Origin of the sequence: Streptomyces sp. NBC_00078 (genome assembly GCF_026343335.1) — a bacterium.
Lineage (GTDB): Bacteria > Actinomycetota > Actinomycetes > Streptomycetales > Streptomycetaceae > Streptomyces.
Genome location: NZ_JAPELX010000001.1, coordinates 5,768,040 through 5,783,234, shown reverse-complemented (window position 1 = coordinate 5,783,234; position 15,195 = coordinate 5,768,040). Strand labels below are relative to the sequence as shown.

General features: G+C 71.0%; 16 protein-coding genes and 1 pseudogene. 5 read left to right on the top strand and 12 right to left on the bottom strand.

Annotation, left to right across the window (positions count from 1 at the left end):
• Nucleotides 1–90: 90 nt before the first annotated feature.
• From OOK07_RS27230 to OOK07_RS27215, 5 genes are all read right to left on the bottom strand, one after another.
• Complete coding sequence (locus OOK07_RS27230) at nt 91–1,155, bottom strand: hypothetical protein (RefSeq protein ID WP_266799044.1); 1,065 nt, start codon at nt 1,153–1,155, stop codon at nt 91–93.
• Nucleotides 1,155–1,817, bottom strand: coding sequence for an RNA polymerase sigma factor (locus OOK07_RS27225; protein ID WP_266799042.1), 663 nt, complete (start codon nt 1,815–1,817; stop codon nt 1,155–1,157). The genes OOK07_RS27230 and OOK07_RS27225 overlap by 1 nt, the downstream gene beginning before the upstream one ends.
• On the bottom strand, nt 1,793–2,494 hold the full coding sequence (locus OOK07_RS43500; protein WP_353963550.1) for an S-4TM family putative pore-forming effector: 702 nt from the start codon (nt 2,492–2,494) through the stop codon (nt 1,793–1,795). The genes OOK07_RS27225 and OOK07_RS43500 overlap by 25 nt, the downstream gene beginning before the upstream one ends.
• Before the next feature lie 52 nt (nt 2,495–2,546).
• Nucleotides 2,547–2,750, bottom strand: coding sequence for an S-4TM family putative pore-forming effector (locus OOK07_RS27220; protein WP_266802034.1), 204 nt, complete (start codon nt 2,748–2,750; stop codon nt 2,547–2,549).
• A gap of 597 nt (nt 2,751–3,347) precedes the next feature.
• On the bottom strand, nt 3,348–4,853 hold the full coding sequence (locus tag OOK07_RS27215; RefSeq protein ID WP_266799040.1) for an AAA family ATPase: 1,506 nt from the start codon (nt 4,851–4,853) through the stop codon (nt 3,348–3,350).
• A 672-nt stretch (nt 4,854–5,525) separates the two neighbouring features.
• On the opposite strand from OOK07_RS27215, the pseudogene OOK07_RS27210 reads away from it, so the two are divergent.
• Nucleotides 5,526–6,010, top strand: a pseudogene (locus tag OOK07_RS27210) (nSTAND1 domain-containing NTPase); the annotation flags it as partial.
• Nucleotides 6,011–6,139: 129 nt separating this feature from the next.
• Here the strand turns inward: OOK07_RS27210 and OOK07_RS27205 are convergent.
• The 4 genes from OOK07_RS27205 to OOK07_RS27190 form a co-directional block, all read right to left on the bottom strand.
• Nucleotides 6,140–6,946: a hypothetical protein gene (locus tag OOK07_RS27205; RefSeq protein ID WP_266799038.1), complete on the bottom strand. Its 807-nt coding sequence runs from the start codon at nt 6,944–6,946 to the stop codon at nt 6,140–6,142.
• Between the two features lie 57 nt (nt 6,947–7,003).
• Nucleotides 7,004–7,594 carry an RNA polymerase sigma factor gene (locus OOK07_RS27200; RefSeq protein WP_266799036.1) on the bottom strand — a complete coding sequence of 197 codons (591 nt, stop codon included), beginning with the start codon at nt 7,592–7,594 and terminating at the stop codon, nt 7,004–7,006.
• 236 nt (nt 7,595–7,830) lie between these two features.
• Complete coding sequence (locus tag OOK07_RS27195) at nt 7,831–9,303, bottom strand: MFS transporter (protein WP_266799034.1); 1,473 nt, start codon at nt 9,301–9,303, stop codon at nt 7,831–7,833.
• A gap of 105 nt (nt 9,304–9,408) precedes the next feature.
• A complete protein-coding gene (locus OOK07_RS27190) occupies nt 9,409–9,801 on the bottom strand; it encodes a hypothetical protein (RefSeq protein ID WP_266684075.1) in 393 nt (130 codons plus the stop codon).
• Between the two features lie 167 nt (nt 9,802–9,968).
• Between OOK07_RS27190 and OOK07_RS27185 the strand changes: the two genes are divergently transcribed.
• Nucleotides 9,969–10,430: a DUF1877 family protein gene (locus OOK07_RS27185; protein ID WP_266684073.1), complete on the top strand. Its 462-nt coding sequence runs from the start codon at nt 9,969–9,971 to the stop codon at nt 10,428–10,430.
• A 34-nt stretch (nt 10,431–10,464) separates the two neighbouring features.
• Here OOK07_RS27185 and OOK07_RS27180 read toward each other — a convergent pair whose 3' ends face one another.
• From OOK07_RS27180 to OOK07_RS27170, 3 genes are all read right to left on the bottom strand, one after another.
• Nucleotides 10,465–11,031, bottom strand: a complete 567-nt coding sequence (locus OOK07_RS27180; protein ID WP_266799031.1) for a hypothetical protein — start codon at nt 11,029–11,031, stop codon at nt 10,465–10,467.
• A gap of 96 nt (nt 11,032–11,127) precedes the next feature.
• On the bottom strand, nt 11,128–11,631 hold the full coding sequence (locus tag OOK07_RS27175; protein WP_266802033.1) for a hypothetical protein: 504 nt from the start codon (nt 11,629–11,631) through the stop codon (nt 11,128–11,130).
• Between the two features lie 125 nt (nt 11,632–11,756).
• Nucleotides 11,757–13,361, bottom strand: a complete 1,605-nt coding sequence (locus tag OOK07_RS27170) for a beta-N-acetylhexosaminidase (RefSeq protein WP_266802032.1) — start codon at nt 13,359–13,361, stop codon at nt 11,757–11,759.
• Nucleotides 13,362–13,567: 206 nt separating this feature from the next.
• Here OOK07_RS27170 and OOK07_RS27165 point away from each other — a divergent pair, with 206 nt between their 5' ends.
• The 3 genes from OOK07_RS27165 (at nt 13,568) to OOK07_RS27155 (ending at nt 15,190) form a co-directional block, all read left to right on the top strand.
• A complete protein-coding gene (locus OOK07_RS27165; protein WP_266684069.1) occupies nt 13,568–14,110 on the top strand; it encodes a 2-oxo-4-hydroxy-4-carboxy-5-ureidoimidazoline decarboxylase in 543 nt (180 codons plus the stop codon).
• 211 nt (nt 14,111–14,321) lie between these two features.
• Nucleotides 14,322–14,702, top strand: coding sequence for a succinate dehydrogenase, cytochrome b556 subunit (gene sdhC, locus OOK07_RS27160; RefSeq protein ID WP_037884595.1), 381 nt, complete (start codon nt 14,322–14,324; stop codon nt 14,700–14,702).
• Between the two features lie 5 nt (nt 14,703–14,707).
• On the top strand, nt 14,708–15,190 hold the full coding sequence (locus tag OOK07_RS27155; protein ID WP_266684067.1) for a succinate dehydrogenase hydrophobic membrane anchor subunit: 483 nt from the start codon (nt 14,708–14,710) through the stop codon (nt 15,188–15,190).
• Nucleotides 15,191–15,195 lie beyond the last annotated feature (5 nt).

Below are 15,195 nucleotides of genomic sequence, written 5' to 3'. Positions count from 1 at the left end.
ATGACCAGTCGGCTCACTCATTACTGCGCGGACGCGGCCGAAAACGTTACTGGCGGGGCGCAGAAACGTCCCGTGCCACAAAACAGCAGGTCAGAGCGTGCTGTACGTCGGGCTGGGAGACGGGCCGCGCGGGGGCACCGGCTGCCTTGGCACCAGTTGCCTCGGTACGAGGGGCGAAGGGGAGGCGGACGGCACGCCGGTGCCGCCGTTCCCGCCGGGGACTATGTGATGGCCGTCGCCGTCACCGCCCTGATCACCCTGCTCACCTTGGTCACCCTGTTCGCCGCCCAGGCCGTTGCGGTGGCCGTGTCCGCCGCGGCCGCCGATCTCGCCCTTGACCTTGCCGTCCCGGTCCTGGTCCTGGTGCCTGCCCCGGAAGGCCTTGGCGTCGGTGACACCGAGAACGTTCTTGCAGTACTTCCAGACCCGTCTCGGGTTGGTACCACCCGCCGCGTCCTCAAGGGCACGCATGCGGTCGCCGCTCAGTTCCTTGCCGTCGCGCACGTCACGGCAGGCCGACGGGACTCCGAGCCACCCGCCGCCGACGTGTCCGCTGCGGTCGTCGGGGCCGGGCTCGGCGGAGGTGCCGCCGCCGACCGAGCCGCGCGGGGTCGCCGGGTCGTTGGAGCCGCCGACGGAGTCGTCGAGGGCGCTGTCCGGCGAGGGTGACAGGAGCGGGCGGTCCGGGCGCGCTCCGGCCGACACCGAGGCGCCGGGGCCGGGCCGGTCGTGGCCGAACGGCGTCGGGAGCACTCCTGTTGTCGTCGCGAACGCGACGCCGCCGACCATGCCGGACGCCAGTACGGCCGTCAGCGCGAAGCGCGCGGACCGGCCCCGGCGGGTGGGCCGGGGCACCGCGACCGGGCCACCGATACGGATGAGCCCGGCATCGGAGGCCTGGGTGCGGTCGGGGTGACGGGCCGCCGCCCGGTCGGCGCTCGCGTCGGACCGCGCGGCACGGAAGGCGGCCAGCGCGGCGGCCTCGCCGGGGAGTTCGGCGCTGCTCGGCGGGGGCTCGGCGGTCAGGCCGTCGAGGGTTTCGGCGAGGCGTTCGGCCTGGTCACGGGCGCCGGCATCGACTACTTCCAGTGACTGTCCACGCAGCAGGAGTTCCGCTGTTTCGCGGTCCAGCCACCTGTACTGCTCGTCGGCCATCACATGTCCTTCTGCGTCCGCGGACGCGTACGCGTCACACTCGCGGACGTCACCGCGCGGTCGTGCGGGTCTCTCTGGGGCGGCAGCCCGTCCAGGCCACCGGCCGATTCCGGATTCTCGCCGAGCAGTTCGGCCAGACGCTTCAGACCGCGGTGCGCGGCCGTACGTACGGCACCGGGGCGTTTGCCGAGTGTCTCGGCGGCGGTCTTGGCGTCGAGGCCCACGACCACCCTCAGCACAACCGCCTCGGCCTGGTCCTGCGGCAGCCGGGCGATCAGGGAGAGCGCGTCGCCCGTGGCCAGGGACTCGATGGCCTCCCCCGCGGTGTCGGACTCGGCGGCCTTCCCGGTGAGTTCCGTCTCGTCGCCGCCGATCGCGGGGCGGCGGCCGCGCATGCGTATGTGGTCCAGCGCGCGGTTACGGGCTATCCGGGCGGCCCAGCCTCGGAAGCGGTCGGCGTCACCGCTGAACCGCTCCAGGTCACGGGCGATCTGCAGCCAGGCCTCGGACGCCACGTCCTCAGCGTCCGGATCGCCGACCAGGGTCCGGACATATCCGAGCAGGCGTGGATGCACCGCCCGGTACACGGCCCGGAACGCGGTCTCGTCCCCGTCCTGTGCCGCAAGCACCGCGGCGGTCAGCTCCGCGTCGTCCCCCAGCACCCGTGGTTCCTCGTTCGATGGTCGCGGCGTCGAGGCCGCCGATCGTTGCGATGGTCAAGCGTCTTCCCCGCCCGGCGCGAAAAGCACGTTACGACCTGAAACCGCTGCTCGTCCATGTCCGCACAAGCTGCAACCACCTTGTGACAGGGAGCGATGTACCTGGGTGTGACAGAAACCGCACTCACGGCGCTGTAGAAAGTACGGGCCGCCGCGCGACCCGTACCGCGCGACGGCCGGGGCCTCTCCTGTGGGGGGTGGCGGCTCCGGCCGTCTCCGCGGTTTACCGCCTCAGACCCGGGGCTTTGCGCGGATTCCGTGAGCAGCACGCCCAGTGCGCGACCAGCGGCCAGCCACTTCATGTGCTCCTGTCCAGCACTGGGCCCGGATCCGTCGCAGTTGCCGGCTCTCACGCCCCTCGACTCAGCCACCAGCCCGAGGACGCGCAGTCTCTCCTGAATGCTCGTCATCTGCGTGCGGTACATCTCCAGGCACAGGAGCGGCAAGCCGAGCGAGGGCACGAACCACCCGGTGACCAGCCGACTCATCGTCCCGCCGGTGGCGAGGGTCAGCAGGACACCCGCCGCAGACCACAGCACCAGTACACCGAGCATCAGCTGGGCGAAACGAAGCCGGATCCGGGACCCCCAGGCCAGGTTCTGTTCCAGGCAGAAGAGCACGTCATAAGGCGCGGCGGCGTCCACCGCGAGGTAGTGGCCCCGCAGCCGGTCCTCAGCGCCGCGAAAAGGGCCGACTGAGCCGGCTCACCTCGTCGTCGCCGATCCGGTTCCCGACCGCCACGCTGTTCCACTGCAGGCCGAGTACATCGGTGTCGAACATCTCCTGCAGAGTCGCGGCGATCCGCAGGTACCGCTCGGCCCAGGGTGCCATCACTCCCATGTAGCGCGCGGCCCAGAGCGTGCCGCCGAGGGTGATGGCCGTGCCGTACTACGAACCCGATCCGGTCAGCAGGCCGGCCACGGCGATGGCCTTGAGCACGCGCATGGCCGCGGCGCTCTCCTGCCGGTCCGCGATGGGATGAGTGCTCGCCAACGTCCCTCCCCCGTATGCAGATCTACATAGCGAGTTTCACACGTCTGGTAGCCCTGGCGGTACGGTCAGTCGTTCCCGGTAACTGACTGTGCGCCCGCCCCAGGCCGTCTCGGCAACGCCTACGTACGCGAGGATGAAATCTCTCCGCACCGGTCGGTCCTGCTCAGAGAAGAACGTGGGGTGCGGCAGGCACCAGGAGCATGATTCACGCCGCTTGGGAGGACACCGCCGCCCGGGCATAGAGGGCGCCCAATCCGGCCGCGTCTTGCGCGCGGAACCTGGACCGCGGCGGAGGCCCTGTTGACGGCGGTGAGTCGACTGGGAGGAGGCTGGTGTCTTCGGCGGAACAGGACGGCTCGAAAAGCAAGGGCCAGTGGGCCGGAAGGCCAGGGGCGCTCCGACAACCGTTGTCCGTAGGCCGGCATCGCGCTGTTCCACCCGTGGCTCGGCGAGCGTCGGCACAAGCGCTGGCTGTCGATGTCAGCTGCCGTAGAGGGCGGGCAGATCAACCAGAAGCAGGTCGTCACGGCGCTCGGCCAGGTCGACCAGGTCGGGATAGAACCCGTGCAGGGAGTACAGGGCCAGGGTGGCAGTGGCGGTGTCGTACCCCTGATCAGCAAGCAGGGCACGGATACGTTCCAGGCGCTCCAGGTCACCGGTCCCACGGCGGGCGGCGGTCGCCTTGGCCTCGCCCAGGAGCGCGATCCTCGCGCGGGGAGCCTGCGGGCGCTCGCCGGCGGCCAGGGCGATGACATCGACCTCGTGCTTGGTCCGGGCGGCCTGGTCGGCGACCTCGGTGGTGCCGACCGGGCCGGGCAGTCCACCGGGCAACAGGGTGTGGGCATAACGACGGGTGAAGTCGCGGGCCAGGTCCTCGAAGTGCGGCCCGAGGATCTTGGAGTTGAAGGTCGGACCGGCCTGCTGCCACACCTGCTCGTCGAAGCCCTGCTCCACCGCAGCGGCCTGCGGGAGGGTGATGAGCTGGTTGAAGCGGATAACAGGGTCGGCGAGGGTGATGACGGGGTGCTTGGAGCGGAGGATGTCCTGTTCCCGCCGGATGTAGCCAGTGGATTCCAGGACTCCGAGAGGGTGGGCGACGGCGTTGCGCGGACGTTCAAGAGCGGCACCGATCTTGCTGGGCGTGGTGGCGCCGTTCGCGATCGCGGTGAGGGTGTCGTAGTACAGCGTGTGTTGCGTGATCCTCGGGTCCTCGCGCAGCAGGTACTCGGTCTCGGTACGCGAGTACACCGCCCGCCCGGGGTCGAGCAGCGTCCGGCTGAGCCAGGTGTCGAAGCCGTCGTCCGGATGCGGCCGGGCAGCCACCGGCCGGTAGCCGGGAGCTCCGCCCAGGACCGCGTGCACCTTCAGCGCGGTCAGCGGATCGGCGATCTGCCAGAAGGCCCGGCTCTCCCGGTAGTCGAAAGCACCCAGCCGTAGATCGACCACGGCACGCCCCCTCAGCGGCTTGGTTCCAGAGAGCAATTCATGCATGACGCTCATCGCTGAGCCGCACAGGATCAGCCGCGGACCCGGCCCGGCACCGGGCCGGGCACCCCGCTGGCGCTCGTCGTAAAGCTGTTGCAGCAGCCCCGGGATTTCGGGCGAGTGCTGGAGCAGGTACGGCAACTCGTCGATCACAAGGAGCGGGTGCGACGAACGGACGGTCACCTCAAGGGCGTTGGACAGGACGTCACGCCAGTCGGTGAGACGCAGGCTCCCCGGCCGCAGGCCGGCGTGGGCGGCGACCGCGTCACTGAACCGCTGGATCGCGGGCAGCCGCCCCTCCTCTCGTACGGCTGTGACGTACAGGCCACCGACCTGCTCGGACAGGGCCTGCAGAAGGTACGACTTCCCATGCCGCCGCCGCCCCGACACGATGCCGAGCCGCATCGCCGGATCCGGGTCGGTGAGGAACTCCGCGAGCAGATCCCACTCCCGATCCCGGTCGACCACGTCGTCCGGCTTGGCCAACAGGCTCTTCTTCACTCGCCGCTCCTACACATCGACTGTGACGGATTGCGTCTAAGTGTACTTCGACAGATTGCGTCGTACTGAAGTTCATCGATGCCCTTGGCAGCCGAGCCCAGGGGATCCGGCGGATGCCTGCTCAGAGGCCCTTCGCGCTTCTATCAGGCCAGGGGTGGCGGCTCCGGCCGTCTCCGCGGTTTACTGCCTCCGACCCGGGGCTTTGCGCGGATTCCGTGAGCAGCACGCCCAGCGCGCGACCAGCGGCCGGCCACCTCATGTGCTCCTGTCCAGCACTGGGCCCGGATCCGTCGCAGTTGCCGGCTCTCGCGCCCCTCGACTCAGCGCTCGCCGTGCTGCGCCATGGTGCGGTCCGGCCAGTGAGCCCCTTCCAAGCTGATGGGACTGACCGTGAGCTGGGTTGTCCTGGGCGACAACGAAGCCGCCCGGCGGCAGGAGATCGGGGCAGGGTAGCGGCAGCTTTCCGCCGCGGGTCAGGCCCTGCTCGCCCTCATCCAGGCAGGAGATCGGGAGCGCTCCGCCGGGCTTCGTTCGCGGTCACACGGTGCGGAAGCCGGAGCCGCTGGTTGTTGCCGCCTCAGCGAGCCCACTGGCGAACATCACAGTCGGAAAGGTTCTCTCCCGAGAAGGGCGAAAAGTACCTTGGATCGCTGATCAGCATGTACTTCTTGTGTGCGGAAGAGGCTTCGCGACGGGCGTCCCGAACTACCGGTCGACCCGGCGGCCGGTCCCGTGCAGCGACTCGCGCACGATCTTCGGGAGCTGCGCCGCTCGGCGGGTGGCGTGTCGTACCGGGCCATGGCGAAGAAGGCCGGCTTCTCGGTGACGACCCTGGCGAAAGCGGCGAGCGGCTGCCGTTGCTGGCCGTGCTCCGGGCGTACGTCCAGGCATGCGGCGCCGACCCCGTTCCGTGGGAGGCACGGTGGGCGGAGGCCGAGGCGCTGGCCGGGGAGGAGCGGCAGGAGGATGCCGACGCCGCCCCGCCCTACCGTGGCCTCGCGCGTTTCGAGCCGGATGACAGTGAGCTGTTCTTCGGCTTGGACCGGCTGATCGACGAGCTGAGCGAGCTGGGGTGCGGGTCCCCGTTCGCCGTGGTGTTCGGGGCGTCCGGCAGCGGCAAGTCCTCCCTGCTGCGGGCCGGTCTGATTCCCGTGCTGGCCGGGGCGGGCTGAGTCGCTCGTGCGGCAGCTGATGCCGGCGACCGGCGGGAAGCGGCCATCCCGTGGACCCCTGCGGCCCCGCCGCACGGCACGCACGCCCCTGGTGACAGAGCTGGACCCGGAAGGCTACTGGTCCCCCTTCTCGGCCTTCCCCGCCTTCTTCGGTTCCTCGGACTTCTTCGCCTGCTCGGGCTTCTTCGGCTTCTCGGGCTTCTTCGGCTTCTCGGGCTTGTTCGGCTTCTCGGGCTTGTTCGGCTTCTCGGGCTTGTTCGGCTTCTCGGGCTTGTTCGGCTTCGTCGCTTTGGCCGGTGTGCTTTCGGCTGTCGCCTGTCCCAGCTGCTCGGTGCAGTAGGCGGTGACGTTCTCCTCGCCGCGCGCCGCTGCGATCAGCCGTTGCCAGGCCCTCGACTCCAGGGCCTTGCCATGCCCCTTGGCCTTCTCGTATGCCCGGCAGTGGGCCTCGGTGTCCTTGGCCGTGTCCGGGCGGTCCGGTGTGGACCGGGCGCCAGGGGTGCGGGGGACGGCCGTGGACGGGACGACCGGCGAGTGCGCCCGCTGCCGCGCCACGTGCCCGTCGTCCGGCGAATCGCCGACCGTGCCGATCGCCGCGTACGCCACACCGCCCAGGGTCAGTCCGGCCAGGGACAGCGTGAGCGTGGCCCGGAGCGAGCGGCGGGCCCGGCTGTGCTCGCGTGGGCGCCAGTCATCCCGGCGGCGGGTCCGCGCACGGTGCGCCCCGGCGTCCCGGGCGGCCCGGAACGCGGCCACCGCCCGCTGCTCGGCGTCGGCGTCGAGTACGCCCGAGCGCAGCGCGCCGACGAGCAGGCTCTCCAGTCCCGGGCCCGCCGACGCGTTCCCGGGGGCCGGGGGTGTCCCGCCCGGGTGGACGCGCCGACGGCCGGGGGCACTGCCGTCACTCTGCCGGTCACCCATGTCCGTATCCATCCGTGTCCGGCAGTCGGCCGTCGTCGCTCCTGCCGTCGTTGACGTTCACTTCGACTCCCCCAGCGTGCTGGGATCCTCATTCGTCACACCTGCGCCACCGAGCCGGGCCGCGAGGCGCTTCAGCCCCCGGTGTGCGGCCGTGCGCACCGCGCCGGGGCGCTTGCCGAGGACGCGGGCCGCGGTGGGGCCGTCGAGGCCGACGACCACGCGCAGCAGCACCGCCTCGGCCTGGTCGCGCGGCAGGGTGCGGACCAGTTCCAGGGCGTGCTCGGTGGACAGCGCCTCCAGGGCCTGGTCGTGGGTGCTGTGCGGGCCGGGCAGTTCCAGTACGTCCTGTTCGAGCGCCGAGGACCGGGGGCGTACCTTCAGCCGGCGCAGATGGTCCAGGGCGCGGTGCCGGGCGATGGTCGCGGTCCAGCCGCGGAAGCCCGCCCCGTCGCCCTGGAAGCGTCCGAGGTCACGGGCGATCTCCAGCCAGGCGTCGGACGCCACGTCCTCGGCTTCGTCGCCGACGATCCCGCGGAGATAGCCGAGCAGGCCGGGCTGCACGATGCGGTACGCGACCGCGAAGGCTGCCTCGTCGCCCTCCTGGGCCCGCGCGACGGCCGCCCCCAGCTCCCCGTCGGACGCCTGCATACGGCGGCGGGATTCCCGTCCCTGGCCCAACCCTGTCCTCGTCGTCCGTGTGGTTCGTACGGTTCGTGCCCTCACGCTCCTCAGCGCCAGGAATCACGGAAGTGTCACAGGCGGTACGTGCGGGACGGGCGGTACGTGCGGGACATGCGGGACATGCGGTACGTGCGGGGCGGGCGGTACGTCGTGTCGGGGGTGGCGGTGGGAGCAGTCGGTGACGTCGGCCGGAGCCGGACGCTTCACATGGCCGCGTCCACCGGTTCGGGCACCCGCTGCTGCGCCGCCTGCGGAGTGGGCACCCGGTCCGCGTTGATGACCACGCCCGCGATCAGCGCGGCCAGCAGCAGGGCGCCCAGCGCCCAGTAGGTGGCCACGTTGAAGCCGTGCACCGTGGCCTCGGCCGCCAGCCGCCGCCGGTCGACGCCGGGCCCGGCGTGCGCGGTCAGATAGGTCGCGGTCACGCTCGCGGCGATCGTGTTCAGCAGGGCCGTACCGATCGAACCGCCAACCTGCTGGGCCGTGTTGAAGGTCGCCGAGGCCGCGCCCGAGTCACGCGGCGCGACACTTCCGGTGGCCAGCGAGATCGAGGTCATCATCGCCGTACTCATGCCGAGACCCAGCATCAGCATGCCGGGCAGCACGTGCGAGGCGTACGCCGGCTCCACGCCGACCTGCGCGATGACCGCGAGACCGCCCGCGGCCAGGAGCAGCCCCGGCACGATCAGGGCCCGCGGCGGCACCCTGCCCAGCAGCCGCGCCGCGATCTGCGTCGACCCGATGATCATCGCGGCCGTCATCGGCAGATACGCGAGGCCGGTCTTCAGCGGGGACCACCCCAGGACACCCTGCAGGTAGTACGTCAGGAAGAGGAACACACCGAACATCCCGACCGTGACGAACAGCGTGGTCACGAAGGCGCCGACGCGCTGCCGGTCCCTGACCACGGACATCGGCAGCAACGGCACCCGCGCCCGGGTCTGCCACACCGCGAACGCGGCGAGCAGGGCGACCCCCGCGACCAGCAGGGTCACCACCAGGCCGTCGCCCCAACCCCTCGACGCCGCCTCGGAGAAGCCGTACACCAGCGACAGCATCCCGGCCGAGCCGAGCAGTGCGCCCGGCACGTCGAGACGGGCGTCGGGATGCCGTTCCCCGGGAGTGAGCAGCGCCGACGCGCCGGCGAACGCGACCAGGGCGACCGGTACGTTGACGTACAGGCACCAGCGCCAGTCCAGGTACTGGGTGAGCAGGCCGCCCGCGAGCAGCCCGATCGCCGCGCCCGCTCCGACGATCGCCCCGAACACCCCGAAGGCCTTCGCCCGGTCCTTCGGATCGGTGAACGTCGTGGTGAGCAGGGACAGCGCGGAGGGCGCGAGCAGTGCGGCGAAGACACCCTGCAGGGCCCGGGCCCCGAAGAGCATCCCCTGTCCCGAGGCGGCCCCGCCGAGCGCGGAGGCGGCGGCGAAGCCGAGCAGCCCGATCATGAAGGTCGTCCGGCGTCCGACGAGGTCCGCGACCCGGCCGCCGAGCAGCAACAGGCCGCCGAAGGCGAGGGTGTAGGCGGTGATGACCCACTGCCGGTTCCCATCCGACATGTTCAGGTCGGCCTGGGCGGACGGCAGGGCGATGTTCACGATGGTCATGTCGAGAACGACCATCAGCTGGGCGAGCGCGATGACGACCAGCGTCCACCAACGGCGGTTGTCGGCCATGGGGCCTCCCGAGTAGGACCGTCCCGAGGTCGCCTCCATGCTCCCTCCGGGCACCACCGTTTGGGAACGCCAGCGTCTCTTATTACGGCGATTTTGCCGCCGCGGTCACCTTCGGGCGCCGTCCGTCGCGTCCCGGCACAGCAGTCGCAGCGACCCGTCCCCGGCGAAGCAGCGCCGCGCCTCGTCGAAGGGGTCCCACATCCGCCCGTCCGGGGTGCGGATCCAGTGGTCGCCACCGGTCGCCCACCACTCGGCGCCGGACTGACGGACGATCACTTCACCGGCGTAGGCCCCGAAACCGCGCAACACGCTCTCCACGGCGGCGTAGGGCGCCTCCTCCCGACGTATCCCCTCGATCATCCGGTCGACGCGCCACAGGCTCTGCGCCGAGTAGTCGAGGCGCAGCCGCGCCCCCTCACGCATCGCCGCGACGGCGTCCGCCGCCCACCGCACGGGCTTCGTCGCCGCGTTGGGCCTGGTCTCGTGGAAGGTAGTCACCTACCCAGGAGCGGGGTCGGCGGGCCGCGCGTCACGCGATTTCCGGCGGGTTTCCCAGACCGGCGCAGGACCGCCCCACAGCCACCCCAGGACTGTCACAGGACTCTCGCAGGTGCGCGTCCGGCCCGGGAGTGACGCTTCGCCCCTTCCGTGCGCTCCTTTGACTGATGAGCCCGTACTTCCATCTCCGCGCGGTGCCGCCCTCGGCCCTGCGCAACAGCGCGAACTGGCTGCAACGGCTGTTCGAGGACGACTGGGACACCGTGCGCCGACGGATCGACCGGCACCGGGAGGAGCTGCTGGACAGGAGCTACCTCGATCAGAACACCCTCTACGCGGGCGCCGACGTCATCCTCGGCGGCCGCCCGGTACCCCACCCCCACCCGGACGAGCCAGCGTTCCTGATCCTGACCGCGGCCCAGGCGGCCCGGGTCGCGACGTTCCTCGAAGCGGCCGATTTCGAGACCCTGTGGCAGTCGGCCGGGCAGCCCCTGCTCCGCGCCTACGGCGGCCCCGACGCCGAGCCCCAGCTCCACGCCCTGTTCGCAGCGACCCACCGGGACGTGACGGCCTTCTACACGCGCACGGCCGAGTACGGCGACGCGGTGGTGAAGTGCCTGTTGCCCTGACCTACCGCACTGACCTGCCCGCACTGCCTACGTGTCACGCCCGCCGGGCCCGACGCGAGACGACCGCCCGCAGTACCCGGCGCCCCTCGGTCGACACCTCCAGCGCCGGGCGCACTCCGGCCGCGCCGTGGCCGGCGAGGAGCTCCAGCACGGTGACCTGCCGCCGCAGCTCCGCGGCGACGAGCGGCGACATTCCCTCCGTACGCCCCTCCCGGCGGGAGTCGACCGAGGACGCCCGGTCGACGAGCGGATCGAGCAGCCGGTGTATCTGCAGCGCGGCGACGGAGCAGGCGTCGGCCCACACCCGCACCTGGGCGGCGGACCGGTCGACGGGCGCGGCGGCCAGCATCCGGCGGGCCAGCAGCACGGCCTCGCTCTCGCCGGGCCCCTCGGGACCGCCGAGCTTCCCGCGCGCGTGCTCCAGCCGCTCGCCCCAGCCGCCGGCGGCACCGGGGTCGTCGGGGTCCGCGAGGCTGGCCCAGAGGGGACGCAGAACCTCGTCGTCGCCGCCCAGCAGGGGCACGCAGCGATCCAAACAAGCCAGCCCGCTGGCGGCCAGTCCGCGTTCGTCGGCCTGAGCGATCAGTTCCACCAGGCTCATCCACGCCTCCTTCTGCGGGTCCTCTACGAGGCCCAGCGGGGCTCTTCCCTTACGGAGCCCGCACTTCCCCTTACTGCGTGCGACGGCCCGGGAGTGTCACAGCGGCACCACACCCAGTCGGTCCAGCAGCCGGAAGAAGAGGTTTTCGGCCATTTGATCGGCGTCGGCGGTCAGCACGTCGAGCAGCGGCTCGGTATCGACGTCGTGCCCCGCCTCGGCGGCCCAGGCGACCGCCCGGCCGGCGGCCTCACCGGGCTGAAGGAAGTAGTCCTCGATCGTGAGCCCCTCGTTCCCGGCGCCGAGGTAACCGGCCATCGCGGCGCGCGCCAGGCACGCCGTCCACGCCCCGCTCTCGGGCGCCGCCGCCTCCACGACGACCGAGGCACTGCCCATGACGTATCCGAAGAGCGCGGGCGCCCCGGTCTCCCGGGCGAGGACGTTCATGTTGCCGATCTCGCCGTCCCCGCTCGCGTACTCCCACACCTGCCGGCCGCCGGGCGCCTCGGCCCGCAGCTCCATACCCGTGGCCCCGGCCAGCGCGTCGAACTCCGCGAGCGGCCGCTCACTGCGGCCCACGACGAAATACCCCCAGAAGCCCATCCCTGGCCCCCACAGCTCTGTCGGCTCCGGCTCCGGCTCGGCCGAATACACCACAGCCGTACGCCTGTTCGCAGCCGTATGCGCCAAGACGCCCCGTGCCCGGCGCCCCGGCGCCCCGGTCGCGCTCAGCCCAGCTGGTCGGCCAGCGCCTTGAACTGCGCCCACGACAGCGCCGGCCGCCCCGGATCCCACAGCTTCTGGACCGTCGCCCGCAACGGCATCCGGATCCCGGCGGCGACCTGATCCTGCGTCTGCGACCCCGCGAGGTCGCACCAGACCGCGAAGGACCCGCCGAGGATCTGCCCGTCGTACCTGGCCGGCACCGCCTGTGTGCCGCGCACGACGAGCGGGGTCCACTGCTCGTAGATCCGCTGCCCGGTCGGGTAGACGAAATTGTTCGGCTGCCCGAGGACGTAGTACAGGAACTCGTCGTTGTAGTTGATGAGCTTGCGCCCGGCGCTCAGGTACTCCGCCGGCGGCCGCGCCCCGATCTCCTTGCCGGTCCAGTACCCGACCCGCAGGTCCTTGGCGGGCTGCACGGACGTCCCCCGGAAGAAGCCGTCGTTCCACACCCGCATCGTCCGGTCGTGGGCCCGCATCGTGTCGGCGCGGTCGTTCAGCCACGCCGTGGTGAGGTCGGCGACGGTCCCGCCGGCCCCGTACGCGTCCTTGGCGGCGGCGGCCAGCTGGGGATAGGAGGCCGCCGGATCGGACACCATCAGCGCCTGGTACTCGTCCCCGCCGAGATTCCACTTGCTGCCGGGGAACAGACCGGCGTACTCGTTCAGCAGGTCGTCGACGATGGTTGCGGCGGCCGGCTTGGAGATGTCGACGGCTCCCTTCGCCGGCACCCCCTGCGCGTTGCGCAGCTGCAGATCGGGGTGCGCGGCGATGACGGCGCCCAGATGCCCGGGCGAGTCGATCTCGGGCACCACGGTGATGTGCCGGCTCGCGGCGAGGCCGACGATCTTCTTGACCTCGGCCTTCGTCAGATGCTGCTGCGAGACGATCTCGGGATGCGTGCTGGACTCGATCCGGAAGCCCTGGTCGTCGGAGAAGTGCAGTCCCAGCTCGTTGAACTTCAGATCCCCGAGCTCCCGCACCCGGTCCTCGATCCAGGCCGCGGTGAAGGGCTTGCGCGCGATGTCCAGCATGAACCCGCGCACCGGCTTGGCCGGTTCGTCCTTCACGACCCCCTCGGGCGCCGTGCCACCGCGGTGCACCTCCTGCTTGAGCGTGCGGGTGCCGTAGAAGACACCCGCGTCGCTCGGCCCGCTGATGACCACACGCCCACCGCGCACGGTCATCGCGTACGACTCCGGGTCCGCACCCTCGTCGTCGTTCAGCGCCAGCCGTACGTCCCCGGCGCGCACGTCGTCCTTCTCGCCCGCGTACGTCAGCCCCAGCTCACCGGCGATCAGACGGCCCTCGTCGGCCAGATCGCCGTCGTTCACGACGACGCGCTCACCGCGCACCGCACGCCAGCCCGGCCCGCGCGCCGCGGTGTGGGAGCGCACCGCGGGGATGGTGCGGGGAGCCTTCGAGAGGGCGTACGACCGGCTCGGGGCCGGCTTCGGGCTCCGGCTGGCCTCGGGCGCCGCCGCGGACCGGTCGACGGAGGGCTGCTGCCGCTGCGCCGATCCCGCCGGGCTGCTGTCGTCGCCGAAGGCCCACACACCCAGGCCGGTCCCGAGCGCGACCGTCCCGGCGACCGCGCCCGCGACGATCATCCGCCTGCGCTTCGGGTTCTGCGCCGGAGGCCGACGCCGTTGCTGGCTCACAGCGCCAACCTATGACCCATGGACGGCGCGACGCGTCCACCACGCGTTCCGAAACTCTCCCCTGCGGGTGAAATTCGGGCATCCGTCGGACACGTCACGCCCATACTCGATAGCGTGAGGGCACACCTCTCACAGCATCCTCTGCCGAAACACACGTGACGCCCACACACCTTCCTGGCCGAGTCGCCGCAATACCGGCGCTGCCCGAGCAGATCCGCACTCCACCGTCCACGAACGGACTGGGGGAGTTCAACACCGCGCCCGCAGACGAAGCACAGCGCCTCCTCCTGACCTGCCTCCGCAGCCTCTGCTGGTCCCACCGGGTGGCGGCCCACCGCCCCTACCCGGACCTGGAGTCCCTGCTCGCCGCCTCCGACGAGGCTGCCTACGACCTCTCCCCCGCCGACCTGGCGGAAGCCCTGGCCGGCGAGACATTGCCGACATTGCCGGAGGGAACGTATTCAGCTGCACATACGGCAATGAGTGCCGCACATGCAGCATACGAGGCAAAGTTCGGCCACGCCTTCGTCATCTGCCCGGACGGCCTCAACCCGGCCGAGACCCTGGACCACGTTCTGGCAGGCATCCGTGCCCGCCTGTCGAACGATCCGGAGGAGGAACGGGTGATCGCGGCAGAGGAACTCCGCCGCCTGGCCAGGGGACGCCTGCTGCAGCTCCTCAGGAGCCCGGGGCTGTAGAGAGCGAGAGGCCGTGGATAACGGGACACCCCACCACAGAAGCCGCAACGCTCACCCATCCGCGTGCCACTTTGATCACACCGGTAGGCCCCCCGTAAGCGTCGAGGCGCCGCACAGATAGCATGCTGGGGGCCGGTGGACCGTACCCGGCCGGGCCCGACCGACAGCACAAGCCGGCGCGGCCCCAATCCCCGCTCCCGGAGGGACTTCCGTGCCGGCTGGAACGCTGTACCGCGGCCGGGAAGGAATGTGGTCCTGGGTGGCTCATCGAGTCACCGGCGTCCTCATCTTCTTCTTCCTGTTCGTTCACGTGCTGGACACCGCTCTCGTCCGTGTCTCCCCCGAGGACTACGACAAGGTCGTAGCCACGTACAAGACCCCGATCGTCGCCGTGCTGGAGTACGGCCTCGTCGCCGCCATCCTCTTCCACGCGCTGAACGGCCTGCGCGTCATCGCCGTCGACTTCTGGTCGAAGGGCCCGCGCTACCAGAAGCAGATGCTCTGGTCCGTCGTAGGCCTGTGGGTCGTGCTGATGCTCGGGGCGATCTACCCCGTCCTCGGTCACGCCGCTCGTGAACTGTTCGGGAGCTGACACCGATGGCCACCACTGAATCCACCGCGTCCGGCGTCGGCCCCGTCGAGGGCGAGTCCCTCTACGGCGTCGACAACCCGGCGCCCCTCATCGAGGCCCCGCGCAAGCGCACCAAGAAGTCCCCGAAGTCCACCCGGGGCAACTTCGAGATGGCCGCCTGGCTCTTCATGCGCCTGTCCGGCATCGTGCTGGTCGTACTGGTCCTGGGCCACCTGCTGATCCAGCTCGTCCTGGACGGCGGCGTGTCGAAGATCGGCTTCGCCTTCGTGGCCGGCCGCTGGGCCAGCCCCTTCTGGCAGGTCTGGGACCTGCTGATGCTGTGGCTCGCGATGCTGCACGGCGCCAATGGCCTGCGCACGGTCATCAACGACTACGCGGAGCGCGCGAACACCCGGCTGTGGCTCAAGGGCCTGCTCTACACCGCCACGGTGTTCACCATCCTGCTGGGCACGCTGGTGATCTTCACCTTCGACCCGAACATCCGCTAGGCACG

What these genes read in the sequence shown, in the direction of transcription:
- OOK07_RS27180 (WP_266799031.1), bottom strand. Translation starts at nt 11,031, where the DNA reads ATGAGCCTGGTGGAACTGATCGCTCAGGCCGACGAACGCGGACTGGCC.
- OOK07_RS27230 (WP_266799044.1), bottom strand. Translation starts at nt 1,155, where the DNA reads ATGGCCGACGAGCAGTACAGGTGGCTGGACCGCGAAACAGCGGAACTC.
- OOK07_RS27200 (WP_266799036.1), bottom strand. Translation starts at nt 7,594, where the DNA reads ATGCAGGCGTCCGACGGGGAGCTGGGGGCGGCCGTCGCGCGGGCCCAG.
- OOK07_RS27155 (WP_266684067.1), top strand. Translation starts at nt 14,708, where the DNA reads ATGGCCACCACTGAATCCACCGCGTCCGGCGTCGGCCCCGTCGAGGGC.
- OOK07_RS27205 (WP_266799038.1), bottom strand. Translation starts at nt 6,946, where the DNA reads ATGGGTGACCGGCAGAGTGACGGCAGTGCCCCCGGCCGTCGGCGCGTC.
- OOK07_RS27170 (WP_266802032.1), bottom strand. Translation starts at nt 13,361, where the DNA reads ATGATCGTCGCGGGCGCGGTCGCCGGGACGGTCGCGCTCGGGACCGGC.
- OOK07_RS27185 (WP_266684073.1), top strand. Translation starts at nt 9,969, where the DNA reads ATGAGCCCGTACTTCCATCTCCGCGCGGTGCCGCCCTCGGCCCTGCGC.
- OOK07_RS27175 (WP_266802033.1), bottom strand. Translation starts at nt 11,631, where the DNA reads ATGGGCTTCTGGGGGTATTTCGTCGTGGGCCGCAGTGAGCGGCCGCTC.
- OOK07_RS27195 (WP_266799034.1), bottom strand. Translation starts at nt 9,303, where the DNA reads ATGGCCGACAACCGCCGTTGGTGGACGCTGGTCGTCATCGCGCTCGCC.